The 21,461-nt window shown below is 53.9% G+C and carries 31 protein-coding genes; 8 read left to right on the forward strand and 23 right to left on the reverse strand.

Annotation, left to right across the window (positions count from 1 at the left end; all coding sequences use genetic code 11):
* Window positions 1-162: 162 nt before the first annotated feature.
* The 6 genes from rfaH to LWH94_RS19440 all read right to left on the reverse strand — a co-directional run bounded on the left by rfaH (window position 163) and on the right by LWH94_RS19440 (window position 3,368).
* Window positions 163-642, reverse strand: coding sequence for a transcription/translation regulatory transformer protein RfaH (rfaH, locus tag LWH94_RS14220; RefSeq protein ID WP_232902634.1), 480 nt, complete (start codon window positions 640-642; stop codon window positions 163-165).
* A gap of 150 nt (window positions 643-792) precedes the next feature.
* Window positions 793-1,131 carry a type II toxin-antitoxin system PemK/MazF family toxin gene (locus tag LWH94_RS14225; RefSeq protein ID WP_232902635.1) on the reverse strand — a complete coding sequence of 113 codons (339 nt, stop codon included), beginning with the start codon at window positions 1,129-1,131 and terminating at the stop codon, window positions 793-795.
* Window positions 1,122-1,322 carry a hypothetical protein gene (locus tag LWH94_RS14230; RefSeq protein WP_232902636.1) on the reverse strand — a complete coding sequence of 67 codons (201 nt, stop codon included), beginning with the start codon at window positions 1,320-1,322 and terminating at the stop codon, window positions 1,122-1,124. The genes LWH94_RS14225 and LWH94_RS14230 overlap by 10 nt, the downstream gene beginning before the upstream one ends.
* A gap of 78 nt (window positions 1,323-1,400) precedes the next feature.
* Window positions 1,401-2,168, reverse strand: a complete 768-nt coding sequence (gene cysQ / locus LWH94_RS14235) for a 3'(2'),5'-bisphosphate nucleotidase CysQ (protein ID WP_058341266.1) — start codon at window positions 2,166-2,168, stop codon at window positions 1,401-1,403.
* 103 nt (window positions 2,169-2,271) lie between these two features.
* Window positions 2,272-2,901 (reverse strand): type II toxin-antitoxin system HipA family toxin, encoded by a 630-nt coding sequence (locus LWH94_RS14240; protein WP_232902637.1) that lies wholly within the window; start codon window positions 2,899-2,901, stop codon window positions 2,272-2,274.
* Window positions 2,902-3,029: 128 nt separating this feature from the next.
* Window positions 3,030-3,368 (reverse strand): helix-turn-helix domain-containing protein, encoded by a 339-nt coding sequence (locus tag LWH94_RS19440; RefSeq protein ID WP_199455915.1) that lies wholly within the window; start codon window positions 3,366-3,368, stop codon window positions 3,030-3,032.
* Between the two features lie 241 nt (window positions 3,369-3,609).
* Here LWH94_RS19440 and LWH94_RS14250 point away from each other — a divergent pair, with 241 nt between their 5' ends.
* Together LWH94_RS14250 and LWH94_RS14255 are read left to right on the forward strand one after the other, a co-directional pair.
* Entirely contained in the window at window positions 3,610-4,281 is a 672-nt protein-coding gene (locus LWH94_RS14250) for a transposase (RefSeq protein WP_232902639.1), read from the forward strand.
* A 58-nt stretch (window positions 4,282-4,339) separates the two neighbouring features.
* A complete protein-coding gene (locus LWH94_RS14255; protein ID WP_232902640.1) occupies window positions 4,340-4,594 on the forward strand; it encodes a type II toxin-antitoxin system ParD family antitoxin in 255 nt (84 codons plus the stop codon).
* 22 nt (window positions 4,595-4,616) lie between these two features.
* Here LWH94_RS14255 and LWH94_RS14260 read toward each other — a convergent pair whose 3' ends face one another.
* The 7 genes from LWH94_RS14260 to LWH94_RS14285 form a co-directional block, all read right to left on the reverse strand.
* Window positions 4,617-5,978: an MBL fold metallo-hydrolase gene (locus LWH94_RS14260; protein ID WP_232902641.1), complete on the reverse strand. Its 1,362-nt coding sequence runs from the start codon at window positions 5,976-5,978 to the stop codon at window positions 4,617-4,619.
* A gap of 299 nt (window positions 5,979-6,277) precedes the next feature.
* The gene (locus tag LWH94_RS14265) at window positions 6,278-6,577 is read right to left on the reverse strand and encodes a CcdB family protein (RefSeq protein ID WP_232902642.1); all 300 of its coding nucleotides are present in this window, start codon (window positions 6,575-6,577) and stop codon (window positions 6,278-6,280) included.
* Window positions 6,577-6,822: a type II toxin-antitoxin system CcdA family antitoxin gene (locus LWH94_RS14270; protein WP_081699735.1), complete on the reverse strand. Its 246-nt coding sequence runs from the start codon at window positions 6,820-6,822 to the stop codon at window positions 6,577-6,579. Before LWH94_RS14270 ends, LWH94_RS14265 begins: the two co-directional genes overlap by 1 nt.
* 197 nt (window positions 6,823-7,019) lie before the next feature.
* Entirely contained in the window at window positions 7,020-7,625 is a 606-nt protein-coding gene (locus LWH94_RS14275) for an alpha-ketoglutarate-dependent dioxygenase AlkB family protein (protein WP_232902643.1), read from the reverse strand.
* A gap of 52 nt (window positions 7,626-7,677) precedes the next feature.
* Window positions 7,678-7,833, reverse strand: coding sequence for a DUF4124 domain-containing protein (locus LWH94_RS19645; RefSeq protein ID WP_442914997.1), 156 nt, complete (start codon window positions 7,831-7,833; stop codon window positions 7,678-7,680).
* Window positions 7,834-7,895: 62 nt separating this feature from the next.
* Window positions 7,896-8,195, reverse strand: coding sequence for a HigA family addiction module antitoxin (locus LWH94_RS14280; RefSeq protein WP_232902644.1), 300 nt, complete (start codon window positions 8,193-8,195; stop codon window positions 7,896-7,898).
* Between the two features lie 142 nt (window positions 8,196-8,337).
* Window positions 8,338-8,640 carry a helix-turn-helix domain-containing protein gene (locus LWH94_RS14285; RefSeq protein ID WP_232902645.1) on the reverse strand — a complete coding sequence of 101 codons (303 nt, stop codon included), beginning with the start codon at window positions 8,638-8,640 and terminating at the stop codon, window positions 8,338-8,340.
* Window positions 8,641-8,773: 133 nt separating this feature from the next.
* Between LWH94_RS14285 and ppnP the strand changes: the two genes are divergently transcribed.
* Window positions 8,774-9,031, forward strand: coding sequence for a pyrimidine/purine nucleoside phosphorylase (gene ppnP / locus LWH94_RS14290; protein WP_332875501.1), 258 nt, complete (start codon window positions 8,774-8,776; stop codon window positions 9,029-9,031).
* A 22-nt stretch (window positions 9,032-9,053) separates the two neighbouring features.
* Here ppnP and LWH94_RS14295 read toward each other — a convergent pair whose 3' ends face one another.
* The 4 genes from LWH94_RS14295 to LWH94_RS14310 form a co-directional block, all read right to left on the reverse strand.
* Window positions 9,054-9,755, reverse strand: coding sequence for a Fic family protein (locus LWH94_RS14295; protein ID WP_232902646.1), 702 nt, complete (start codon window positions 9,753-9,755; stop codon window positions 9,054-9,056).
* A 294-nt stretch (window positions 9,756-10,049) separates the two neighbouring features.
* Window positions 10,050-11,351 (reverse strand): IS1380 family transposase, encoded by a 1,302-nt coding sequence (locus LWH94_RS14300; RefSeq protein WP_232902647.1) that lies wholly within the window; start codon window positions 11,349-11,351, stop codon window positions 10,050-10,052.
* A gap of 170 nt (window positions 11,352-11,521) precedes the next feature.
* Window positions 11,522-11,917 (reverse strand): hypothetical protein, encoded by a 396-nt coding sequence (locus tag LWH94_RS14305; RefSeq protein ID WP_230714405.1) that lies wholly within the window; start codon window positions 11,915-11,917, stop codon window positions 11,522-11,524.
* Entirely contained in the window at window positions 11,910-13,397 is a 1,488-nt protein-coding gene (locus tag LWH94_RS14310) for a type VI secretion system PAAR protein (RefSeq protein ID WP_232902648.1), read from the reverse strand. Before LWH94_RS14310 ends, LWH94_RS14305 begins: the two co-directional genes overlap by 8 nt.
* Window positions 13,398-13,736: 339 nt before the next feature.
* Here LWH94_RS14310 and LWH94_RS19650 point away from each other — a divergent pair, with 339 nt between their 5' ends.
* The 3 genes from LWH94_RS19650 (at window position 13,737) to LWH94_RS14320 (ending at window position 14,949) form a co-directional block, all read left to right on the forward strand.
* Window positions 13,737-13,886, forward strand: coding sequence for a KTSC domain-containing protein (locus LWH94_RS19650; RefSeq protein WP_442914998.1), 150 nt, complete (start codon window positions 13,737-13,739; stop codon window positions 13,884-13,886).
* Complete coding sequence (locus LWH94_RS14315; protein WP_232902649.1) at window positions 13,843-14,349, forward strand: hypothetical protein; 507 nt, start codon at window positions 13,843-13,845, stop codon at window positions 14,347-14,349. The genes LWH94_RS19650 and LWH94_RS14315 overlap by 44 nt, the downstream gene beginning before the upstream one ends.
* A gap of 225 nt (window positions 14,350-14,574) precedes the next feature.
* A complete protein-coding gene (locus tag LWH94_RS14320; protein ID WP_022987716.1) occupies window positions 14,575-14,949 on the forward strand; it encodes a helix-turn-helix domain-containing protein in 375 nt (124 codons plus the stop codon).
* 55 nt (window positions 14,950-15,004) lie between these two features.
* On the opposite strand, the gene LWH94_RS14325 is transcribed toward LWH94_RS14320, so the two are convergent.
* The 3 genes from LWH94_RS14325 to LWH94_RS14335 all read right to left on the reverse strand — a co-directional run bounded on the left by LWH94_RS14325 (window position 15,005) and on the right by LWH94_RS14335 (window position 16,293).
* Window positions 15,005-15,478: a DUF4124 domain-containing protein gene (locus LWH94_RS14325; protein ID WP_232902650.1), complete on the reverse strand. Its 474-nt coding sequence runs from the start codon at window positions 15,476-15,478 to the stop codon at window positions 15,005-15,007.
* 124 nt (window positions 15,479-15,602) lie between these two features.
* On the reverse strand, window positions 15,603-15,926 hold the full coding sequence (locus LWH94_RS14330; RefSeq protein ID WP_011786122.1) for a helix-turn-helix domain-containing protein: 324 nt from the start codon (window positions 15,924-15,926) through the stop codon (window positions 15,603-15,605).
* Window positions 15,913-16,293, reverse strand: a complete 381-nt coding sequence (locus tag LWH94_RS14335; RefSeq protein WP_269802604.1) for a type II toxin-antitoxin system RelE/ParE family toxin — start codon at window positions 16,291-16,293, stop codon at window positions 15,913-15,915. The genes LWH94_RS14330 and LWH94_RS14335 overlap by 14 nt, the downstream gene beginning before the upstream one ends.
* Window positions 16,294-16,411: 118 nt before the next feature.
* Here LWH94_RS14335 and LWH94_RS14340 point away from each other — a divergent pair, with 118 nt between their 5' ends.
* Window positions 16,412-17,410: a transposase gene (locus LWH94_RS14340; protein WP_232902652.1), complete on the forward strand. Its 999-nt coding sequence runs from the start codon at window positions 16,412-16,414 to the stop codon at window positions 17,408-17,410.
* A 322-nt stretch (window positions 17,411-17,732) separates the two neighbouring features.
* Here the strand turns inward: LWH94_RS14340 and LWH94_RS14345 are convergent, their stop codons facing one another.
* From LWH94_RS14345 to LWH94_RS14355, 3 genes are all read right to left on the reverse strand, one after another.
* Window positions 17,733-19,226: an O-antigen ligase family protein gene (locus LWH94_RS14345; RefSeq protein WP_232902653.1), complete on the reverse strand. Its 1,494-nt coding sequence runs from the start codon at window positions 19,224-19,226 to the stop codon at window positions 17,733-17,735.
* 841 nt (window positions 19,227-20,067) lie between these two features.
* Window positions 20,068-20,373, reverse strand: a complete 306-nt coding sequence (locus LWH94_RS14350; RefSeq protein WP_022987718.1) for a BrnA antitoxin family protein — start codon at window positions 20,371-20,373, stop codon at window positions 20,068-20,070.
* A complete protein-coding gene (locus tag LWH94_RS14355; protein ID WP_023011846.1) occupies window positions 20,357-20,626 on the reverse strand; it encodes a BrnT family toxin in 270 nt (89 codons plus the stop codon). The genes LWH94_RS14350 and LWH94_RS14355 overlap by 17 nt, the downstream gene beginning before the upstream one ends.
* Window positions 20,627-20,746: 120 nt before the next feature.
* On the opposite strand from LWH94_RS14355, the gene LWH94_RS14360 reads away from it, so the two are divergent.
* Window positions 20,747-21,376: a transposase gene (locus LWH94_RS14360; RefSeq protein ID WP_232902654.1), complete on the forward strand. Its 630-nt coding sequence runs from the start codon at window positions 20,747-20,749 to the stop codon at window positions 21,374-21,376.
* The last annotated feature ends 85 nt before the right edge of the window (window positions 21,377-21,461 follow it).

The following is a 21,461-nucleotide window of genomic DNA, read 5'->3' on the forward strand; positions in this document are numbered from 1 at the left end:
ACAAACAAGTGACACCTTAGGCCAATAAGGCAAAATCAAGGACTTACACCGAAAAAACAATGTAAAAAATTGCAAACCGGAATCTGCGAAGGAATCTGACAAAGGGGTCTGACCCTACGGGTCAGACTCCCTGCCTACTCCAGAGCCAGCGCCCATCACCACCTATGGCCGAATCGCCGAAACCGGCACGCTAACCCGCTGCTGCTTCTGCATAAACGAAATCAAAACAATCACCCGCTCTTCCCCATCATAAGCCTGAAAAATCGCCCCGATGCCCTTGAACGGCCCATCATCCAGCTCCACCGCCTGCCCGGGCTTGATACCACCCTGCTCCGCCACCTTATCCATGCTGGTCTTGATGTGATCAATCACCTCATCCGCAATCGCCGCCGGCTTATTGGCAAAACTCACCACCCGAATCACCCCCCGGGTAGACCGCAGCTTCGCCCACATAGGGTTCGTCTGCTCCAGGTTCACAAATACATACCCCGGAAACAACGGCTCCAGCCGCTTCGCCCGCTTGCCGCCCTTCACCCTCTCCACCTCAATCTTCGGGTAGAAACAGGCAACATCCTGGTTCTGCAAATGCTGAACCGCCCGATCGCCCTGCGCAGGCTTATGTTGTAACGCGTACCAGGTCATCCCATTCCCCAATCCGGGGTCAGACCCCCGATACATTTGCCGAGGCAAAATGTACCGGGGGTCTGACCCGCTTTAAAACTTTCAGGCTACAAAGGGGTCGGGCCCTACGAGGCCCGACCCCACCCTTCTGCCAGCGCCTGTCATCCAAACTCAGCAACAGCCAAAGTAGCGGCAAAAATCCCCATGCAGCTGCTCAAAGCGGGATTCTGTCAGCTCACCATACTTCTTCTGCACCACAGCCTTGGAGATCACGAAGGTTTTTCTTACCATCACCTTGGAGGTTTTCGGCAATGTGCCTTCTCTGATATCAGAAGACTCCAGCAAAGACTCGTCAGAATTAAGCTTCTCAATCTTGCTGCTTATCGGGATTCCTACGAAATCATCAAAGGGCAAGTTATCTTTCAACACCACTACCGGCCGGCGCTTGCTCTTTTGAAAGTCTGAAAAGTAAAACTCGCAAAGCACGACATCGCCGGGCTTTATGTCCATACCTCGTCCTCTTGTGGATCCTTCCACTCATCAATGGTGCTCGCAGAATGCTCAGACATCGCTTTCGTTTCCTGGTCGGCATTATCTATAAGCACAACTACCCGAGCGTGCGCATTCATTAACCGCGCGTACTGTCCGGGAATCTTGACCACTCCGTCTTTGATCTGGGCTTCAAACTCAATTGCGTACATAACTTCTGCCCCGTTATCCGGGGTCAGACCCCCGATACATTTGCCGAGGCAAAATGTACCGGGGGTCTGACCCGCTCGTTAAAAATACCACCCGCCGGCCGCAATAAAGTGCGGATTCAAAATATCCTCTTTGCCATACACCAACGGCTTGCCATCCACAGTTTGCACCTGCCCCCCAGCCGCAAGAAGAATGGCATGAGCCGCAGCGGTATCCCATTCGCTGGTGGGCCCCATGCGCGGGTAGATGTCGGCGTGGCCTTCGGCGATGCGGCAGAACTTCAGGGAGCTGCCGGCCTGCACGGTTTCGTGGGGGCCGAGTTTGTCGATGAAGGCGCGGGTTTCGTCGTTGAGGTGGTTTTTGCTGGCCACCACCCGCAAGGTTTCCCGAGGCTCTGCCACGCGGATTCTGTGCACCCGGCCGGTGCGATCGCGCATGTGGGCGCCTTCGCCTTTGATGCCCCAGAAGGCTTCTTTCAACGCCGGCGCGGTAACCACGCCCATCACCGGCACGCCGTCTTCGATCATGGCGATATTCACGGTGAATTCGCCGCTGCGCTGGGTGAAGTCCTTGGTGCCGTCAATCGGGTCGATCAACCAGAACCGACGCCAGCTTTTGCGCTCTTCCCAGGGAATCTCCGCGCCTTCTTCCGAAAGAATCGGAATGTCCCGGCTGATGTTACGCAGCCCCTTGTAGATGATCTCGTGAGCTGCCTCATCTGCCGCGGTAATCGGCGAGTTGTCTTCCTTATACCGCACCTTGAAATCGGACTCGTAGATATGAAGCACCTTCTCACTGGCCTCATCCGCCAGCCTAATCACATCCGGAAGTATGGAGCTGTAGTGCATGATTGCATCCTGCCTGACCGTTTCCCCCATGTTAACAAACTTTGGGGGTCAGACCCCCAGTACATTTTGCGGGGTGAAATGTATTCTGGGTCTGACCCGGACTTCAGGAACGCTGCAGGGAGAAGGGGTTCAGAAATTGGCGTTGCCACAGGAGGTTTGCATCTACGGTGCTCAGCGCTGCTTCGTCGCACACGTCGGCCCAGTGGGTGTTTATGGTGCTGATCAGGTGGTCGAAGATGTCTTCGGCTTCTGATGGGGATAACAGAAATGAAGGCGCAGCCTTCAGGCAGGTAGCCAGCTGGCTCAGATTGTTTTGGCCCGCAATCAGCATGGCCTGAGAGGCTTCGTTGCCTGTTCTGCCTTGGGGGCAAATGTCGTAAGCCGGGGTGAGTTGAAGTTGCCGACCATCCCAGAAGGCTGCATGGTTTCTGGCGTGGTCATCCGTGTTGCCGCACAAGACGTTGAATACCAGACGGGTAAAGAGTTCTCGAAGGGCTTCAATGGGGTTTGCGAACCGGTGCCGTATGATTTCAGCGAAGTCTTCGTAACTGGCATAGCGCGCCATCATATCGTCCAGGCCCAGAATGGTGAGCGCCGATACCACGGCTTTTCTGGCCCAGCCTTTGGCTGTGTGCTCCCGGTCGAAGCGCTCGATCAGTAGGATATCCCGATTGGCCACGGAGGTCAGCCGCACCGGCGCGACACTTAGCCCCGCTAAGGCTGCCAAACGCATGGCGATGTATTCGGCTCAAGTAACTCTTACCGTATGTGAAGCTGAGCCGACCGTTCTCCGCTTCCAGCCGGCCCGCCACAACCGGCTCAACCTGACCGGGCAGCCAGATCCAGACATACGCTTCGTTATCAGAAATCATCATCCACTTCCGGCCTTGGTTTTCTTGCCGACTTTGGCAGCAAGGCCAGCGTCTGTTTTGCAGTGGCCAGAGCCCTTCCAAGCGCTGCAGGATCCTCCTCAAAAAGAGGGATCGAAAGAATCGTAGCCACCTCGAACACGGCACCAATGGCGCAGGCTGGGTCTGCTTTTTCGATACGCTGAAGCATGCTTCGAGATATGCCCGCCCGCTCTGCCAGCTCCTGTGCTGTCAGTTTTTGCCGGAGGCGCTCACTTCGGATGGACGTAGCGAGCAGCTCGAGGGCTGTTCGATTGTATCTGGAATATGGCCTGCTACTTATTTTCGACATAGTGATTTATTAAAAACTCATTTTAAACCTTTATGAGTAATTAATAACTCATTATGGTGAAATTGCAACCCGCCAGCTTTCAAAACGGGGTCAGACCCCCAGTACATTTTGTGAGGTGAAATGTATTGGGGGTCTGACCCGGGGTTGAAATTTTGGCGCAGGTGGGGCAGATTGTTGCGCTTTCAAATTAATCCACAAGGAATGTGTGATGCCCCGCCGACCAAGGATTTGTCCCGCCGGGATGCCCCAGCATGTGATTCAGCGGGGCAATAACCGGCAGGTTTGTTTTCAGGATTTGTCTGATTTCGCCACCTATTCGATGTATCTCACGCGCTACCAGGAGAGGTTCGAGGTAGATATCCACGCGTGGGTGTTCATGACCAACCACACCCATCTGCTGGTAACGCCGAAGACTGATGACGGGCTGTCGGCTTTTATGAAGTCGGTCGGGCAGTCTTACGCGCAGTATTACAACGCCCGGTACGAGCGCACCGGAGGCTTGTGGGAGGGGCGGTTCAAGTCTTGCCTGGTGGATACCGAGGAGTATTTCCTGCAATGCCAGCGCTACATTGAGTTGAACCCGGTGAAGGCAGGCATGGTGGATTACGCCGGCGAATACCAGTGGTCCAGCTATTTATGCCATGCCTACGGCAGCGGTTCGCGCTTTCATGTGCCTCACCCTTGTTACCTGGAACTGCAGCCGGATGCCGATCAGCGGCTGGTGAGTTATCGCAGTTTTGTCGCCAGCCCGATGGCGGAGGCGGTGGAAGACCAGATTCGATATTCCGCGATTGCCGGGCTGGCGCTGGGTTCTGAGGATTTCCAGAAGCGGATGAAGGAGCGGTATGGGGATGCTGCGGGTACCGGGACGGCGCCGGTGGGGTTTCGGCGGGAGCGGGTTTCCTGGATTTGATTCATACGTGCCTCGATTGGCAATCTTTGCCATAATTTACCGTCAGGAGGGCTTTTTTATGGCAACCATGAACATTTCCCTGCCCGAAGCCATGAAACACTGGGCGGAGCAGCAAGCGCAATCCGGGCGCTATTCGAATACCAGCGATTACGTGAGGGATCTGATTCGCAAGGATCAGGACAGATTGCGTAAGGTTGAAGAACTGCAGGCTCTCGTTACCGCCGGCATTGCCAGCGGGCCGGGAACACGCTCTATGGATGAGCTGAGAGCTGCTGCTAAAAAGCTAGCCATGGAGCGAGAGGGTTGGATTTAGCGGCGTTTTTCAGCCTGCCGCGTCAAATCTCCACCTCTTCAAACAACTCCGGCACCTCCGCATGCCAGCCAAATTTCTCAGTAATGCGCTTGCGCATGGTATCGCTGGCGACCATTTCGCCGTGGGTAACGTACACGCGTTCGGGCTTCAGGTGGCCTTGCTCAAGCCAGGCCAGGATTTCGTTGTAGTCGCCGTGGGCGCTCATGGAGTTCAGGTTGTGGATTTCAGCCTTCACGGGCCAGTATTCACCGTGGATTTTCACGTCTTCGGCGCCGTTTACCAACGCATCGCCACGGGTGCCGGGGGCCTGGAAGCCGGCGAAGACGACACTGTTGCGCGGGTTCGGCAGCAGGGTTTTCAGATGGTGCAGCACACGACCGCCGCTGGCCATGCCGCTGGCAGAGATGATGATGCAGGGATAGCGGGCGGCATCCAGCTCGATGGACTCTTCCACCGTGCGCACGAACTGGGTTTTGTCATCGATCAGTTCGCACTGGGCATGGTTCAGCTTGTGCTCTTTATGGTGTTTGATGAAGATTTCCGTGGCTTTGATGGCCATGGGGCTGTTCAGGTACACCGGCAGTTTGGGAATTTTTCCCTCGCCCATCAGTTTGTGCACCACGTATAGCAACATCTGCGCACGGCCAACAGCGAACGCAGGCATCAGCGTGATACCACCACGCCCGGCGGTTTTGGTGATAATCTCCGCCAAATCCCGCTCCGGATCAGACTCGCCATGGGTGCGATCGCCGTAGGTGGACTCGCACACCAACACGTCCGCCTTCTGTAACGGCTCCGGCGGACGCATGATGATGTCATCCTGCCGGCCCACATCACCACTGAACACCACGGTACGGTCCGCACCTTTGTGGTGAACATGCACGCAAGACGAGCCCAGAATATGCCCGGCCGGGGTGAAGGTAACTTCAAAGCCCTTCACCGGCTCGAATTTCTCGTGGTAATGCAGGGATTCGAAGTGCTTGAGCGCTTCCCGGGCATCCTTCTCGGTAAACAGCGGCTCCGGGTGTTCGTGTTTGGAAAACTTCTTCCGGAAGGCGTACTTGGCGTCTTCTTCCTGCAGGAAGCCCGCATCCGGCAGCAGCACTTTGCACAGCTCATGGGTGGCCTTGGTGCAGTAAATCTTGCCCTTGAACCCGTTCTTCACCAGCGCCGGCAGGTAGCCGGAATGGTCAATGTGCCCATGGGTGAGCACCACCGCATCAATCGTGGAAGGATCCACCGGAAACTTCGCCCAGTTCCGCCGCCGCAGGGTTTTCACGCCCTGATACATGCCGCAGTCGACCAACAGGCGATGGGAGTCATCTGAAAGCAAATAACGGGAGCCGGTTACGGTGCCAGTACCACCAAGGAAGCGAAGTTTCATAGGCGTGTATGTCCTTGTCTGCCGAATGATATTTCCAGCTTACCCCCTAAGCGGGGTCAGACCCAAAAACATTTTACGGGGTGAAATGTATCGGGGGTCTGACCCCCAAGTTGAAGTGTTCCCCAAGTCGCCAGCCCTGCCCCCCCGCAATGGAAGACACCGGCGGTGCAAAGCTCGCCGATGATTGGAATTGCCGCCCCGTTAACGACCGGAGATGTTGAGGAACTGGCGGCGTTTTTGACTACCTTGTGATTTTGGGGTGGGGGGGTCAGACCCCCGGTACATTTGGTGGGGTGGAATCAAAAGCCCAAAAACAGCATATCCAGTGCTGCGACAATTTCATCCTGCAGCTCAGCAAGGCTACCGGAGCAAAAGCGCAACTCAGTTTCCGGTACAGCGGCTATATATTGAGTAGCCATGACGACTTCCAGGCCGTTGATGCTGAACACCGGATTGAGCCTCTGCGCAGGGAATGGCGCCGACGATTTGGGCAGTAACGGCACGACTACTCGTGTGTTCAAGCCACTGAGAAGGTCGGACTGTACATCCAGCAGGTACCCTGCTCCTTCTTCATTTTCAAAAATATCGAAACGGGACATCAGAACTGCCGATGTCGTGCAAGAGGCAAGCCGTTGGCTTCAACATAGGCATTCGAGCTTTCAAGTGCCTTGGCGTTTTCGTTAAGCCACTTATTCTGCCTATGAAGTTTGACTGCTTCCGCAATTCCTGCCTCTGCAGACCGCGAGACATTGATTCCAAGGGATTTTGCCTCTTTAAGAAGAGCACTATCCAGCGACAGATTCGTCGGTTTACGTACGGATTTCGCAACTTCAGTAGTTCGCATGGCATGCCCCCTCGAACAGTATTTGAATCAGTATATGCGCATGGTTCTTAGGCATCAACAGTGCACAGGCAACGCCTGGAGCCTGTCGATGACCGGGTCAGGCTAGTGTCCAAGCGAGTGCCTACCCATGATTAACGCGTGAAGCCCCACAGCCCGGTACATTTGGCAAAGCGAAATGTATCGGGGGTCTGACCCCGCTATGCCACCATAGCCCGAAATGTCAGATTAATCCGCGGCGATTGCACCGTCTTCGTCGCCGGGAGGCTGTGCTGCCAGAAGGCCTGGGTACTTCCCTTCATCTCCAGCAGGCTACCGTGTTCCAGCATTAGCTTTATTTGATCCTTGCTCTGCTTGTGCCGGAATACAAACCGCCGGGGCGCACCGAGACTGAACGAGGCAATCGTGCCGTGCTTTTCCAGTTCGGCCTCGTCATCACTGTGCCAACCCATTGTCTCCTCGCCATTGTGATAAAGGTTGAGCAGGCAGGAGTTATAGCGCTCGCCACTGTGCTGCTCGACCAGCGCTTTCAACTCCGCCAGCACCGGAACCCAGGGCAGCGCCTGCTTGGTGGCCCTTGAATAGGTATAAGCAAACGGCCGGTCGCCATACCAGGCCACCTTACGGCGGGTGACCACAGGCCGGCCGAACATCACCAGCTCGTCGTGGGCCCAGGGGATTTCCTCCAGCAAACGCCGGAAGAAATCATCCGCCTGCCCTTGCCCCATCACCGTGCCGTAATAACGGACATCGCCATCGTAAGGCAGCAGGTTTTCTGGCGGGGTGAATTGGTCAAAGAGATCCATAATGCCCTCGTTAATTAACAAGTGCCTGTCCATGATCAGCTTATGTCCATGGTCAGGCTCGAATTAACAAGTGCCTGTCCATGATCAGCTTATGTCCATGGTCAGGCTCGCCGCAGGGCTGGTCTGAAAACACCGTCTGGCCGTTGGTCTTGCATTGGTAAACTGCAGTGTGGCCGAGTGCGGGAATGGAAAGACTAATTAAAAGCAGCGTCCTTTTGAGGGGCTAAAGCTAGTGCCTGTCCATGAATCACGATGAATCACGCCAAGTTTTCAAGCAGCGTGCGGCTGTATCTCCTTAGCAATCTTAGCTTCTTTGCCCAGCTGAGCCTGGCGCAGCTCAAACTCAGTTTGCAGGTTCAACCAGAACCGCGCACTGGTGCCAAAGTAACGAGCTAGTCGCAGCGCTGTGTCTGCGGAAACGCCCCGGTTCTCACGAACGATCTCGTTCATCCGCGTCGCAGGAACATTCAAAGCCTTCGAGAGCGCATTTACGCTCATCTCCAGCGGCTCCAGATACTCTTCCCGTAGAATCTCTCCAGGGTGAATGGGGCGCATACCATTGCTAATCATTGTGCGACCTCCTCAGTGGTAATCAACAATTTCAACATCTTCCGGACCGTCAGCAGTCCATCGAAAACACATCCGTTGCTCACAAGTGCCTGTCCACGATTGCAGACGATTGCATGACGCGCACGGAAATCAGCCAGTGCTTTTACAGAGGAATGGCCAGATGAGTCCCATCAGGAAGCTCAATATCCAAACGGACTTTCGCTCCCGCACTCTCCACGTTTCGCTTAATAGATGATAGCTTCAAGTCTTTACCAGCCTTTTCCATATTCGCAATCGTAGGCTGGGTCACACCCATGGCCTCCGCCATATCCTTCTGGGTTTTCTGCAATAATGCACGCACCTCGCTGAGACGAATCTCCATAAGTATGCGATCAGCCTTTAGCTGCGCCTGCCTGACAACTTCCGGCTTTTCGTTAGCCAGCAGTGTGTCCAAAGAACTTGCCATATCAGATTCCTCCCTTGAGCATTTCCAAATGGGCGGTAAATTCTCGATCTGCCAGTGGAATCATCTCATCATAAAACCGCTTGTCTTTCCCTGTCTTCTCACCAGCACAGAGAATTATGCCTGTACGGGCAGGATCGAATGCAGAATTAACAAGTGCCCAGAATTAACAAGTGCCTGTCCACGGAATCTTGTCATCAGCCCGGGTGAGTATGAGTTCGGTACCAGCCAAAAGGAAATGATGACGGTTGTCAGTGGCGCGCTGACTGTGCAGCTGCCGGGCAGTAAGAGCTGGGTTCGATACGATGCCGGAAAGGCTTTTGAGGTGGCCGCGAATACCAGTTTTAAGGTGAAGACTGAGTTGGATACGGCTTACTTCTGCACTTACGAGTAAGCTCGCCGGGGGTCTGACCCGCCTACTCTTCTTTCATAATACGAACGACCCGTTCGTCCATGCAGCTACGCACGAATGCATTCATTTCACACTGATCGCCGGACTCGTAAAAGCGGAGCATAAGTTCATTGAACTCGAGTTGGCGTGAAGCCGGGATATTGATGGCAGGATAGCCGTTGCTCAGCAGGTGGCCGTTCATCATAAAACGCCCCATGCGTTTGTTTACATCGTAGAAAAACTGGCAACGGGCCATGGTCAGGAACAGGTGGACAGCCTGATCGTAAACATCATCCATGTGTTGTAGGTCATCGATCATGCGGTCAAAACGTGCTGGAAGTTCGCTGGCAGCAGGCGGCTCGTAATCAGTGCCGGCAATCAGTACGGAGCCACTGCGAAAACAGCCCCACTCCAACGCTTCTTCCCTTGCAGCAACCGCATGCAGAGCCATCGCGCAATCGGCCGATAAACTGAAGATCCTTTCCCGGATCATCTGAAACAGCAGCTTCCAGGCCTCGCCCTGATTAACCGCGATTTGCTGATCGCTCAGCTGGTGCCCACCCACTGTGACACCCTGTAGCAAGGTTTGCACCTCCGGCAACGTGAAGTTGATGCCCTCCAGGCGCACTGCATCGTAAACAAATACCGACACCGCACGTTGTGCAAGCATAAGTGCTTTTTCGGGGTTGGGTGGCATTGACCAGTGGTTGTCTGTGGCGGTGGGCATTGCGGCTCCGGTTGGCGGTGCAACTGTCAGTTGTTTTCAAGACTGCCAATTTACCATACCGGTCGTTAAAAGCTGAGTTTACACTTGCTATGGAGGACACTGGTGCCTGTCCATGATCTTTAGCGAAGGCTAGCCCGGATTTCTCATAGCCACCCAGCCAGTCTCGCAGACCGGGCGGGTTACCGCCATGACCGCTCAGGTGCGGCCATTATTGGCTAATTATTGATCAATTTCTGTTGCCTGGACACACGGCCCCCTTTCCCCCATTGCGTCGGGCCGGGGGAGCCCGGGCATCTAACCCGGAGCAAGCCGGCGTACCAGATCCGTGAGTTCGTCTTTGTAGGGATAGCTGTCACTCATCAACACTCGGATTCGGCGAGTATTGCGGATGATGACCGCGCCAACTTTGATCAGCTTCAGCCGCAGGTTGCTGGCGCTCATCCGTTCGAAGGGCGTCTTTTTCAGGTGCTCTCGTAATCGCTCGAACAAGGTGTAAGCGAAGCCAGACAGGATCAGCCGCCATTGATTGGTCCACCACTGAACGCTCGACGTTCGATCCGCGAACAGATACAGCTGTTGGTCCTTGATCCTGTTCTCCATGTCGCCTCGGGCGCAGTACTGTTCGTAATAGAGCTTAAAACCGTCGTCATAGCGGGAGCTGATCACGAAGCGAGGGTTGGAACCCAGCTCGCCTTCTTCCAGGCGAGCCACCACCCAGCGAGGGAACTTCCAGGAATGCGCCTGATACCGAAACCGATAAGTGGCGGAGACTTTTTTACTGACTTTCTGGTGCGTGTCCCGGACCAGTTGTGACGGCGCTTCCACGTCCCTGAGCAACCGGCTGTTTTTGCTGATGCCGACCAGGTAATCCACGTTATTCCGGTCGCACCAGCTCAGCAATCGGGGACGGTAGAAGCCGCTGTCACCCCGGAACACGATGCGGGTATCAGGCCAGTACTGCCGAATGAACTTCACCAGCAGGGCCAGAATGGCCCAGCTGTGGCGGCTGTCACTGCGGTTACTGGTGCGCAGGTAGCTCACCAGCAGGTGACGGCCGCAGAACACGTACAGCGGAAAGTAACAGTGGTGGTCGTAATAAGCGTTAAAGAACTTGCCGGGCTGGTCACCATGAACCGGAATATCGGTACCGTCAAAATCCAGCACGATTTCCTTCGGCGGTGTCTCGTGCTGTTCGATAAAGTGATGCCAAAGTAGTTCGTGGGCTTTAACGACCGATTGCCTGTCCACCTGCTGCTCCATTCGGCACAGCGTGGACTTGCCGGCTAAATCGCTCTCTTTGCCAACCGCGGTTTGCAGGGCCTGATCAAAACGCAGCACCTCATGATCGTTCAGGTCTTCGTATCCTGCCGCCACGCCGAAGACCCGTTGCCGAGTCATGGTTTCCAACTTGTGGCGAACCAGCACTGGATTCCGTGAATCGTTAAGCACCGAGGCCAGGCGCTGAGTCAGACGGTGCTGTTTATCGACTTCCCGAAGCAGGAGCAGTCCAGCATCGGAGGTGATATGACCACCGGAAAAATCGGCTTCAATTTGGCGGCGAGAAAGTGGCGAGAAGGTCAGCTTTTCAGGTACCATTTTGGATAGCGGCTGTTGGTTCAGTGGTGATGGTGTAAGGTCCTGAAACCATAGCACTTTCAGCCGCTCCCTTCCTCCTTACGCTACCTTCTCATGAGAAATCCGGGCTAGTGCCTGTCCATGAATCACGCTGATACCAAACGACTGGTTGTAGAGGGTAGCAGCATGGGCTAGTCCAATATCCCAAGAAACCAAGCAGCCAGAATCGAGACAATAATCGAGATGAAAAAAGCCGACACTGGCACAACAGCCCAGAGCTTGAGGCTCCTCGGAAGCGTCTCGCTTTCATCACCCATCCTGGATTCAATCCGCGGACCAACCCTAGGAAGGTTCCGAAATACAAAAAAAGCAAAGACATGAACTACACGCATCCAACGCCCAATCGGACCATTACCCCATAGATCACGAACACTATCCAGTTGCTTACCAGGTGTCGCGATACGGTTTTCAACGTCCACAACCTTAGGAAACAATATCGTTAATATCAGAACCAAGAGAAGAAATCCTCCGAGCATCGAAATTAGAAATATCATTTCTGCAATATTCATGAGCTTCCCGTCATTCATGAATTGATTCCCGCACAAGCTCACCCGCAGCCTCACCGAGACCAGAACCGAACTGACCTCCCGCTGTAGCTCCCAATCCCCCAACAATGACCGCGCAGGCAACACCGCCTATTCCTGCAGTGGTTACACCCACTAATGTACAGGCGCCCGCCAAAGCACCACCAGCGGCACCAAAGATTGTAGCGCCCACTAGTTTTCCACTTTCCCTATACGCCACAGCCTGACACTCTTTCTCGTCGCCCACAGAGCATGCCTCACTGATTTTCATCGCAGACATAGACACATCCAGGGTGATCCCAAGATATCCCACATTTCGGGCATATTTTGCTCCCCGAGCCACTCGCTCATAATGCGTTGCATACCCAGGTATACCGCCAACCCCAGCCGTCTTCCAATTATGCACAATGCTCCTGGACGATAATCCCAACGCCCGCTTTAGTTTTGCATCATCATCCAGTGACATCCCCTTGCGGGCCACACTTCCCAAAGCAAAATCCAGTTTCTTGAAAAGCGCCCGCCGTTTCTCGAAGAACTCGGGATGGTTGAGATGCCCATGTTTCCGGTAACTGTCCTGATGAAGCCGCTCGATGTTCTTTAAAGTCGACTCAATGCTACTAATCTGTTTGGAAACCATCACGGCTCCAGCACCCAGCCCCGCCGAACCGGTCGAGGTGATGGCTTCCAATAAATCGTAGTATTTGACAAGAAACTGCGCTTCATCCTGTTCCAGTGACCTAACCTGGGCATTTACCTGCGCCGCCACCTCCATCAACTCGACTTCTTTTTGAGTGCATTCCATGCCCTCAGGGTCACCCAGCACAACCATCTCACCGGGCATCAGCTGTCCGCCCAGGCCTGGATTCAAACGATCAAAATGATCTGGCTTTGCCGAGGCGTCTCCGTACAAGGCGTTCAACAATTCCGTTTTGCTCATCGGCCTCTGAACGACGTGGTAACCCGGCTCTACCGCAGCCTGAGACTGATCCTTTGTTGGGGATGAGATTGGAGTTGATGCCGTCATACTGGATGCAGCGGGCCCACCTGCAGAGGCATTGTTCGTGCCATTACCGACACCGCTGGCACTTTGTGATTCCGGAATAGCGCTGCCAGAGAGATTAGCGCGAGAGGCCGCTTGCGGAGCTGGCTTTGACGGCGCCGGTGAGATACCCGAAAACGGCGTGGGCGTGAAGGTATCGCCAATCACAACGCTACCACTGCCGGTAGTGACGCCCCCGCACGAGACCGCGCTGCCTGTGACTGCCGCAGGAATACCGTTGATGAGCACGGTTGCCGAACCCGCAGCGATGGCTCGCGGGTGGGGAGGGTGTTTGGGCTTGGAGTGCGGGGCGAGAGGATCACCCACGCGGGCAACAGGTTTGCCGTCGATCAGGACATCGGGGGAGCCGGCAATAACCGGCGTGGGTGGGAATCCTTGGTGATCTGTACCCAAGTCACCCAGCAACACAACTTTCTTGCTCATTCCTTTGCGCCTTCTTTCCTTGAAGAGTCATCCATCGATTTCGGGGCCGTCACTGGCACCACACGCCATATGGTAAACAAAGACTCACCAAGACCCAATCAAAAAATTGGCAGGCTATTCAGACTATTTCCTGTCTATAATCAGTTCGAAGACTGATTATGCGGCAGATGCCTTTTCGCTCTGTGTCTGTCCATGCTCAAATTCAATGGCTACTCCTTAGCCCAATACCCAATGCTGGGTAATATGCAGATCGCGTCGCCCGTATATAACCCAGGGGGTGCTGCGGGCATTGTATATCCTGACTCAGTCGGTCACCTTACGAACGACAATGATCTGGTCATGGGCTTGGTGAGGGGAACCATCGGCGGTGTATATCGCTACAGCGATGTCCCCGAGTCTACATTTAACGGCCTACTATCCGCCTCATCTAAGGGAGGGTATTTCAATGAGTACATCCGTGATCGCTTCAGTTACGAAAAACTGGAGTAATCGCAGAAGGAATGCGCCTTTATGGCGCATTCCTCTCTCTTTCCTTGTGCTGGTCAGCTTAGGTCTTATACCGAACCTTGCATTTTCTGCGTGGCTTTCTCCTCACTTGGAGAGGTTCGAAAACTGCACGATTGAGAAAACATTTTTGGCATCAAAACTGAAGGGGCGCTCAATCACCTCGACTCTTTACGTTACACGTATCCAAGAGGACCAGGAGTCTCAAACTGCAAAGCTTTTCAGAGACCAGGGTTTGGCGGGAGAGATTGCCTATCGCCCGGTGTACCCGAGCGATACTGAGATTGAGGATTCTCGAACAATGGTCCTGACCAGCGTTGTGTATCGACGAAAAGCAAGCTCCTTGGAGAAATTCTTCAGTGGGTCTGAAACCCAGGTGTATTACGAGGTAAAGATGGGTGGCGAACGCTGCTCTGAATCTAGGCTCATTCGAACCGCCCCCTTTTGAAGTCTGTATCTGACGTTCTGGGCTACTCACCGATCGGTGTGCACCTCTTGAGCCCTACTTCGCGTATCTGTGCTGCCACCACAAACGTGCCGGGTTCTATGTGGTTTATAAGGAAATTGACGAAGCCCGATCAGGTGCTGTAGGAATTAACAAGTGCCTGTTCGCGCCCCCCAGTGAATTAGTGGTACTGGTGTTGAAGGTTGGCACAAGAGGAGACGTTTACAAATGAGTGCTCAAATTATTGAACGAGAAGGCAAACCAGAATATGCCGTGGTGCCCTACAACGAGTATCTCGAGCTGCTGGCACTTGCTGAAGATGCGCAGGATGCTGCAGACGCCAGCGCTGCAATGAAGGAGCTGGCCATCGGCGAGGATGAAACCGTTCCGGGAGACATTGCCGAACGCCTGATAACCGGGAAAGAACACCCGGTGAAGATCTGGCGAGAATACCGCGGGCTGACCCAAGAAGCCCTTGGCAAGGCGGCCGGAGTTGGCAAGTCATACATCAGCCAGATTGAGAACACTGGCAAAACTGCGTCCACCAAAGTTCTGAAAGCCCTGGCCGAGGCGCTTGATGTTGGGATGGACGATTTAGCTTAGTTGACCTAGCACTAAGCTAGTGCCTGTCCATGATCTTTAGCGGGGGCTGACCCGGTTATTGAAGTATTCGCCGCCGCTCCGCACGCAGGTGGTCGATTTCCCGGTTAACTCCGTCAATCTCTGCCTGATACCGCTTGCGAAGCACCTCTGCTTCCTGAGCTAACGAGCCTTCCCAGGTGGCACCGGCCAGGTTGTTGTTGGCGTTGGCTTTTTGCCGCTGATAGCGAATGAGCGCGTTGTCCATGTTCATTTTTGCACGGGCTTTCTGACGTTCCAGGCGCTCGATACTCCGGTCTATGCTTTCGACCTCACTTTTCCGGTCCCTGTGATCGAGAAATTCCTGGCCACTCTTGCCCAGCATTGAGCCTCCGCCAATACGTGCCGGGGCTTTAACCTGAATGCGCCGGGCATCTTCGCCACAGGGCTGGTCTGAAAACACCGTCTGGCCGTTGGTCTTGCATTGGTAAACTGCAGAGTGGCCGAGTGCGGGAATGGAAAGACTAATTAAAAGCAGCGTCCTTTTGAGCATGCTAACCTCCTTTTTGCTTACCATAGCGCAAATCTGGAGGGGTGTTGGTGAAAGAGTATAAAAGATGGTTGGTGGAGTGCTTGGTCAGGCTAGTGCCTGTCTACGATTGCATGGCTGATAAGAGTTATAAATACAAAATCTCGATGCCCTTTCTTCTCACAAGGTTCAACAATTTCAGCGATGCTCCGGCAGGCTTTTTCTCACCCGTCTCCCACTTCTGAACGGTTGAAACACTCACGTTAAGAATGGCAGCAAACACAGCCTGACTCATACGGGTCTGGCTGCGAATATTCCGGATTTCTTCCGGCGGGAGCTCTCTACTGTCAGTGCGACACAGCTCTTCGTATTCGCCGAGTCGCCGTTTACCTATCAGCCCAACGGCATGGAGATCCAATGCTGTTTCGCGAATTTCATTCAACAGCCGGTTGTCTCTGTCAGTGGTTGCCATAAGTAATCTCTTTCAACACTTTGCTTATTTGAGCTTTCTGCAGCTCCTGGTCTGAATACTGCAACAAATCCGCTGCCAACGCCTTTAGCGCTCGCAACTCCCTGGCCGACAGGTCTGAACGTTCGTTCTTGGCAAACCCAAACACAAAGAACCAACGGTCACCCAGGTTGGTGGCAACAAGCGCTCTCGAGCCACCTCTCTTGCCATGACTGTGCGATGCAATCCTTTTCTTAAAAACTCCACCACCAAGATCCGCATCTATCAGACCTTCATTCATTTCCATAACTGCCTGGCGGAGATCATCATCGCTCACTCCGTTTTTCCGCATCCATCGATAAAACGTTTTCGTTCTGAAGATCCTTATCATACGCGAACCATACCACTGAGTGGAACACCGGAACCAATAACATTTATAAGCCAGTTATATCCGGCAACAAGATGCTGTACATATATACAGCTTCAAATTATTGATGCATGATATGACCATGTCAACAGTCACGGAAGACAAGGACTTCACCATGCCCAAAGCCAGAGCAGAACTGGTCAGCGTTTCAGATACCCCCTTCTACCACATGATCTCACGCTGCGTGCGCCGCACATTCCTGTGCGGGCAAGACCGTGCCACTGGGCGCTGTTATGAGCACCGGCGAGGATGGATTGAAGAGCGAATCCGGTTGCTGGCATCTGTGTTCGCGATAGATGTCGCCGCTTATGCGGTGATGTCGAACCACTACCACCTGGTGGTGAAGCTCAGCCCGGATGACATAGAGCCGTGGAGCATGGATGAGGTGCTGGCGCGCTGGTGCAGCCTTTACAAGGGGCCACCACTGGTGCAGCGATATCACCGGGGCGATGAACTGTGCGCTGCAGAACTTCGGCGAGTGGAGGAGTACGCTGAAACCTTCCGGCAGCGGTTGGCGGACTTGAGCTGGTTTATGAAATGCCTGAACGAGCCGATTGCGAGGCAAGCCAACCGGGAAGATGAGTGCACGGGCCATTTCTGGGAGAGTAGATTCAAATCCCAGGCGCTGGACACCGAAGAGGCCCTTCTCTCCTGCATGGCCTATGTCGACCTGAATCCCATCCGCGCCGCCATGGCAGAGACACCGGAGACTTCCGACCACACCAGTATCAAAGAACGCATTCATCCTACCTTCGATCTGGCGGAAGCTATTGCACGGCAAACGGAACAGCAGGCACTAAATGATTTTGCGGTGCCGCTAAAACCACTGCTGGGTTTTGAAGGCATGATTCGAAACGGCTTCCAGCGCGGCATCCTGTTCAGTTTTGAGGATTACCTGGAACTGGTGGATTGCACCGGGCGGATCAGCCGGAGTGACAAACGGGGCGCTATTGACGAAAACGCGCTGCCGATTCTGGAACGGCTGAATCTGGACCCGGAACGGTGGTGCCGCCGGGCGACAGCCTTTGAAGATAGCTATCAGGATTACCGAAATCCTGGACGGCGACGACAAGCGGCTTAGGCTCCCTCCCCTTCTTTCTCAAATCAGACTATCGGCGCAGCCGCCGAAAACGTCGCTCGCCTGAAATCGGCAGATTTCCACAATTCACGGTGGGATAGCACCGCTGTTTTGCCATAACCCCGAAATAGGTGCAGTAAACCGAAAGTCAGAAACGACAAAGACCCGGGATCGAAAGCGCCGGGCCTTTGGGAGTCTGGTCAGGCTAGTGCCTGTCCATGATCAGTTGGGTCGGAACCACCGGGCCTTTGGAGACTTGATCAGGCTAGCAGGCTAGTGCCAGCAGGCTAGTGCCTGTCCATGATCATGATCAGTCTCGAGTAGATTATTCCCGCGGAAAATTCCCATGAAACCAGAACCTCGGCAATATACCCTGCCCTACGTCACTGTAGTAAAGCTCTTCATCTTCCCGCATATCCTGATGGTAAACCCAAACACCCTGAGCCCAAGCGATCCAGCCCAGGACGAGAGCCGCAGAAAGTGCAAGAGCAATTACCATCTGCAGCGTTGAGCTATTCCGTTTATGGTTCTCAGATGCCGGCGCAGGCTGGGCCGGAACGATCAGCGCCCAGAAAGCTATCAACACAAATAGCCCCACAAGCATCGAACCCGGAGCCATGAAAACCGCCGACACCCCGGCATGAAACAAAGCTGCCGAAACAGATGCCGTGAAAGCCGCAAGCATCAGCAGTTTTTCATCAGAGGCGTTAGGTGCACTCTCGGCCAACATCTCGGCACGGGTTCTCCAGAAGTAACGAATCGCCTGCAATACCACCACCCCCAGCGTAGCAATCAGCGCCCAGCCATATTCGGCGGCCCACATCAGATACATGTTGTGGGGATGGCCAAGCTTTCCAGCAGCGGAGTATGCTGCCGTGAGCCGCTCGTGGGTCAACCAGGACTGTGGCCCCATTCCAAACGGGAAGTTTTGAAAGCTCATCTGCCAGGCTTCAATAAATAGTGGTAAGCGACCGGAGCCACCCGCATGAACCGTTCTGACATGGATGCCGCCATCCGACAACATCGTCGGAATCAGAACAGAAAGTAACAACCAGATAAGGATACCCACAGCGAGATAGGTAACAAAAACTTTCAGCCACGGAAACGCCCTTCGGCCAAACAGCAAAGCCGCCAGCATTACCCCAAACGCAATACCCAAAGCAGAACCCCGGCCGGTAGTCAGGAACAGAATCCACCACCACATCCCGGCACCCAGCAGCACGGCTATGCGCCACGAACGAACATCTTTCAGTGGACCCACCAACACAGCGAGCGGCATCAACGGCAGGCACCAGGTGGCAACATGGCTCCAATACCGGATATTCACGAAGCCCCAGGGAATAAAATCGATCAATTTTGTTACACCATCAAAGATGGCAAACAGGTAAACGTTAACTGAAGTCAGGCCGTAGATTAGACAAGTAGCAGCTATGATCAATATCAAAAAACGCACAAAGACCGTACCGATCCCGGACCAAGCCAGCCCGGCACCCGATACAATCGCGGCCATAAAATAAAAAGAGTACATACCCGGCTCTACCCAAGTGTACGCCTGATTCCAAAAGGGTGCGGCAAGCCCAATAAAGGCCAAGCAAAGCATGAATGAGGGAAGCAAAACCAAGCACTGAGCAGGCCTTATTGCCGACTTAAGGGTAAAGGACAGAAACGGCACAGCGGCCAACAAACCGGTTGCTGCAACCAGAAAAAACCTTTGGTCTGCATAGCCGCCGAACGGTAGCGGAAGGAAGTCCGAAAACAGAACTAGAATAAAGGCCAGTACACATATGGCCGAAACGAGGACGAGGAGGCCTCTGCCCATAGAATGGGCAACTCCAGATACGTCGGAAATAGATGTTCGCTGCACCCTTGATCCTTCCTGTTCCTGACCGGTCATAGCACTACGAAAGCAGAGGGCGGGTAGTGCGGAATAACTAAACTACGGAATTGGCTTTTGCCTGTCCATGATCAGCTTGCCGAATTAGGCGCAGTGAAACCGAAGGCCAGAAACAACAAAGGCCCGGAGGTCGAAACCGCCGGGCCTTTGGGAATCGGGTCAGGCTAGTGCCTGTCCATGATCAGATAAAAATAAAGGCCAGTACACATATGGCCGAAACGAAGACGAGGAGGCCTCTGCCCATAGAATGAGCAACTCCAGATACGTCGGAAATAGATGTTTGCTGCACCCTTGATCCTTCCTGTGCCTGACCGGTCATAGCACTACAAGAGCAGAGGGCGGGTAGTGCGGAATATCTAAATTACGGACTTGGCTTGTGCCTGTCCATGATCATGCAGACGCTTACTGTACCTGTCCATAATGATTCAATGATCGGTTAGGCTTAGGCGCCGTGAAATAGAAAGCCAGAAACTGGTCAGGCTAGTGCCTGTCCATGATCAGTTTCTGGCGCGCTGGTGCAGCCTCTATAAAGGGCCACCACTGGTACAGCGATATCACCGGGGCGATGAACTGTGCGCTGCAGAACTTCGGCGAGTGGAGGAGTACGCTGAAACCTTCCGGCAGCGGTTGGCGGACTTGAGTTGGTTTATGAAATGCCTGAACGAGCCGATTGCGAGGCAGGCCAACCGGGGGTCAGGCTAGTGCCTGTCCATGAATCACGCTGTGCTCAAATTCTAGCGCAGTAGATTCCCTCGATTGTTGTGCATTATCCCAACCTCTCAATATCGGACTGACTGTGGGTTCTCAGATACTCCTGAAGCGCCTTGTCCATTCGGGTTTGCCAGCCGCTGCCTGTGGCGCGAAACTGCTCAACGACCTCCGGTGAAAGTCTGATAGTTATCCGTTCTTTAGTGGTCTCCGCTTTGGGCCGACCAACCGGACGCAACCGGCGGAACTCTTCTTCCGTGAGCTCGCGTGTATCTGCGTCTTGTGCAATCCCCTCGTTAATGCCAGACTCTTCATCACTCGAGGGCAGCGTAAACTTCCGACCTGATTTAGATTTTGTCTGCATAAAGCCTCACCTCCCGACGATTTGCCTTTCGAAGACTGATTATGCGGCGGATGCCTTTTCGCTCTGTGTAAACAACACAGTAGACACGATCGCCTATGGGGCCATACCCAATCATTCGGCGCTCGCCATAATCATTACGAAAATCCTCCATAGCCCACACCCAATCCCATTCGAGCCTGGCGGCATCAGCTAACGAAACACCGTGCTTTTCAGTGTTCTTCTCATCCTTCCTTGGATCGAATTCAATATTCATCTGGATTTATTGTACATACAAAAATAGAGTTTGAGAAATAGCAGAAATAAGGGAAACACACTAAAACACCAAAATACTGTACATCTATACAGATCCGAATTATTGATGCATGATATGACCATGTCAACAGTCACGGAAGACAAGGACCCCACCATGCCCAAAGCCAGAGCAGAACTGGTCAGCGTTTCAGATACCCCCTTCTACCACGTGATCTCACGCTGCGTGCGCCGCACATTCCTGTGCGGGCAGGACCGCGCCACCGGGCGCTGTTATGAGCACCGGCGGGGCTGGATTGAAGAGCGAATCCGGCTTCTGGCATCAGTGTTTGCGGTAGATGTGGCCGCGTATGCGGTGATGTCGAACCATTATCACCTGGTGGTGAAACTCAGCCCGGATGAGGTGGAGCCGTGGAGCATGGATGGGGTGCTGGCGCGCTGGTGCAGCCTTTATAAAGGGCCACCACTGGTGCAGCGTTATCATCGGGGTGACGAGCTGTGTGCGGCAGAGCTCAGGCGAGTTGAGGAGTACGCAGAAACGTTCCGGCAGCGGTTGGCGGATTTGAGCTGGTTTATGAAATGCCTGAATGAACCAATTTCGAGGCAAGCCAACCGGGAAGATGAGTGCACCGGCCATTTCTGGGAAAGTCGCTTTAAATCCCAAGCCTTGGATACCGAAGAAGCCCTCCTTTCCTGTATGGCCTATGTAGACTGTCTGGCGTCAACTATCTTGTCCGGTCCGCGACAACTATGATGGCCGGTTGGGTGGTCTTACTTTTTACTCTTTCCAGCCTGCTTAAGCTGTTGCTGTCGTCGGTAGCTTTCCCCCTCTAATTCGA

This window comes from Marinobacter sp. G11, from assembly GCF_021282325.1.
GTDB classification, from domain to species: domain Bacteria; phylum Pseudomonadota; class Gammaproteobacteria; order Pseudomonadales; family Oleiphilaceae; genus Marinobacter; species Marinobacter vinifirmus.

Coding starts and splice junctions, on each gene's coding strand:
- rfaH (WP_232902634.1), bottom strand. CDS start 642: ATGACCTGGTACGCGTTACAACATAAGCCTGCGCAGGGCGATCGGGCG.
- LWH94_RS14225 (WP_232902635.1), bottom strand. CDS start 1,131: ATGGACATAAAGCCCGGCGATGTCGTGCTTTGCGAGTTTTACTTTTCA.
- LWH94_RS14230 (WP_232902636.1), bottom strand. CDS start 1,322: ATGTACGCAATTGAGTTTGAAGCCCAGATCAAAGACGGAGTGGTCAAG.
- cysQ (WP_058341266.1), bottom strand. CDS start 2,168: ATGCACTACAGCTCCATACTTCCGGATGTGATTAGGCTGGCGGATGAG.
- LWH94_RS14240 (WP_232902637.1), bottom strand. CDS start 2,901: ATGCGTTTGGCAGCCTTAGCGGGGCTAAGTGTCGCGCCGGTGCGGCTG.
- LWH94_RS19440 (WP_199455915.1), bottom strand. CDS start 3,368: ATGTCGAAAATAAGTAGCAGGCCATATTCCAGATACAATCGAACAGCC.
- LWH94_RS14250 (WP_232902639.1), top strand. CDS start 3,610: ATGCCCCAGCATGTGATTCAGCGGGGCAATAACCGGCAGGTTTGTTTT.
- LWH94_RS14255 (WP_232902640.1), top strand. CDS start 4,340: ATGGCAACCATGAACATTTCCCTGCCCGAAGCCATGAAACACTGGGCG.
- LWH94_RS14260 (WP_232902641.1), bottom strand. CDS start 5,978: ATGAAACTTCGCTTCCTTGGTGGTACTGGCACCGTAACCGGCTCCCGT.
- LWH94_RS14265 (WP_232902642.1), bottom strand. CDS start 6,577: ATGTCCCGTTTCGATATTTTTGAAAATGAAGAAGGAGCAGGGTACCTG.
- LWH94_RS14270 (WP_081699735.1), bottom strand. CDS start 6,822: ATGCGAACTACTGAAGTTGCGAAATCCGTACGTAAACCGACGAATCTG.
- LWH94_RS14275 (WP_232902643.1), bottom strand. CDS start 7,625: ATGGATCTCTTTGACCAATTCACCCCGCCAGAAAACCTGCTGCCTTAC.
- LWH94_RS14280 (WP_232902644.1), bottom strand. CDS start 8,195: ATGATTAGCAATGGTATGCGCCCCATTCACCCTGGAGAGATTCTACGG.
- LWH94_RS14285 (WP_232902645.1), bottom strand. CDS start 8,640: ATGGCAAGTTCTTTGGACACACTGCTGGCTAACGAAAAGCCGGAAGTT.
- LWH94_RS14295 (WP_232902646.1), bottom strand. CDS start 9,755: ATGCCCACCGCCACAGACAACCACTGGTCAATGCCACCCAACCCCGAA.
- LWH94_RS14300 (WP_232902647.1), bottom strand. CDS start 11,351: ATGGTACCTGAAAAGCTGACCTTCTCGCCACTTTCTCGCCGCCAAATT.
- LWH94_RS14305 (WP_230714405.1), bottom strand. CDS start 11,917: ATGAATGACGGGAAGCTCATGAATATTGCAGAAATGATATTTCTAATT.
- LWH94_RS14310 (WP_232902648.1), bottom strand. CDS start 13,397: ATGAGCAAGAAAGTTGTGTTGCTGGGTGACTTGGGTACAGATCACCAA.
- LWH94_RS19650 (WP_442914998.1), top strand. CDS start 13,737: ATGGGCTTGGTGAGGGGAACCATCGGCGGTGTATATCGCTACAGCGAT.
- LWH94_RS14315 (WP_232902649.1), top strand. CDS start 13,843: ATGAGTACATCCGTGATCGCTTCAGTTACGAAAAACTGGAGTAATCGC.
- LWH94_RS14320 (WP_022987716.1), top strand. CDS start 14,575: ATGAGTGCTCAAATTATTGAACGAGAAGGCAAACCAGAATATGCCGTG.
- LWH94_RS14325 (WP_232902650.1), bottom strand. CDS start 15,478: ATGCTCAAAAGGACGCTGCTTTTAATTAGTCTTTCCATTCCCGCACTC.
- LWH94_RS14330 (WP_011786122.1), bottom strand. CDS start 15,926: ATGGCAACCACTGACAGAGACAACCGGCTGTTGAATGAAATTCGCGAA.
- LWH94_RS14335 (WP_269802604.1), bottom strand. CDS start 16,293: ATGATAAGGATCTTCAGAACGAAAACGTTTTATCGATGGATGCGGAAA.
- LWH94_RS14340 (WP_232902652.1), top strand. CDS start 16,412: ATGTCAACAGTCACGGAAGACAAGGACTTCACCATGCCCAAAGCCAGA.
- LWH94_RS14345 (WP_232902653.1), bottom strand. CDS start 19,226: ATGGGCAGAGGCCTCCTCGTCCTCGTTTCGGCCATATGTGTACTGGCC.
- LWH94_RS14350 (WP_022987718.1), bottom strand. CDS start 20,373: ATGCAGACAAAATCTAAATCAGGTCGGAAGTTTACGCTGCCCTCGAGT.
- LWH94_RS14355 (WP_023011846.1), bottom strand. CDS start 20,626: ATGAATATTGAATTCGATCCAAGGAAGGATGAGAAGAACACTGAAAAG.
- LWH94_RS14360 (WP_232902654.1), top strand. CDS start 20,747: ATGTCAACAGTCACGGAAGACAAGGACCCCACCATGCCCAAAGCCAGA.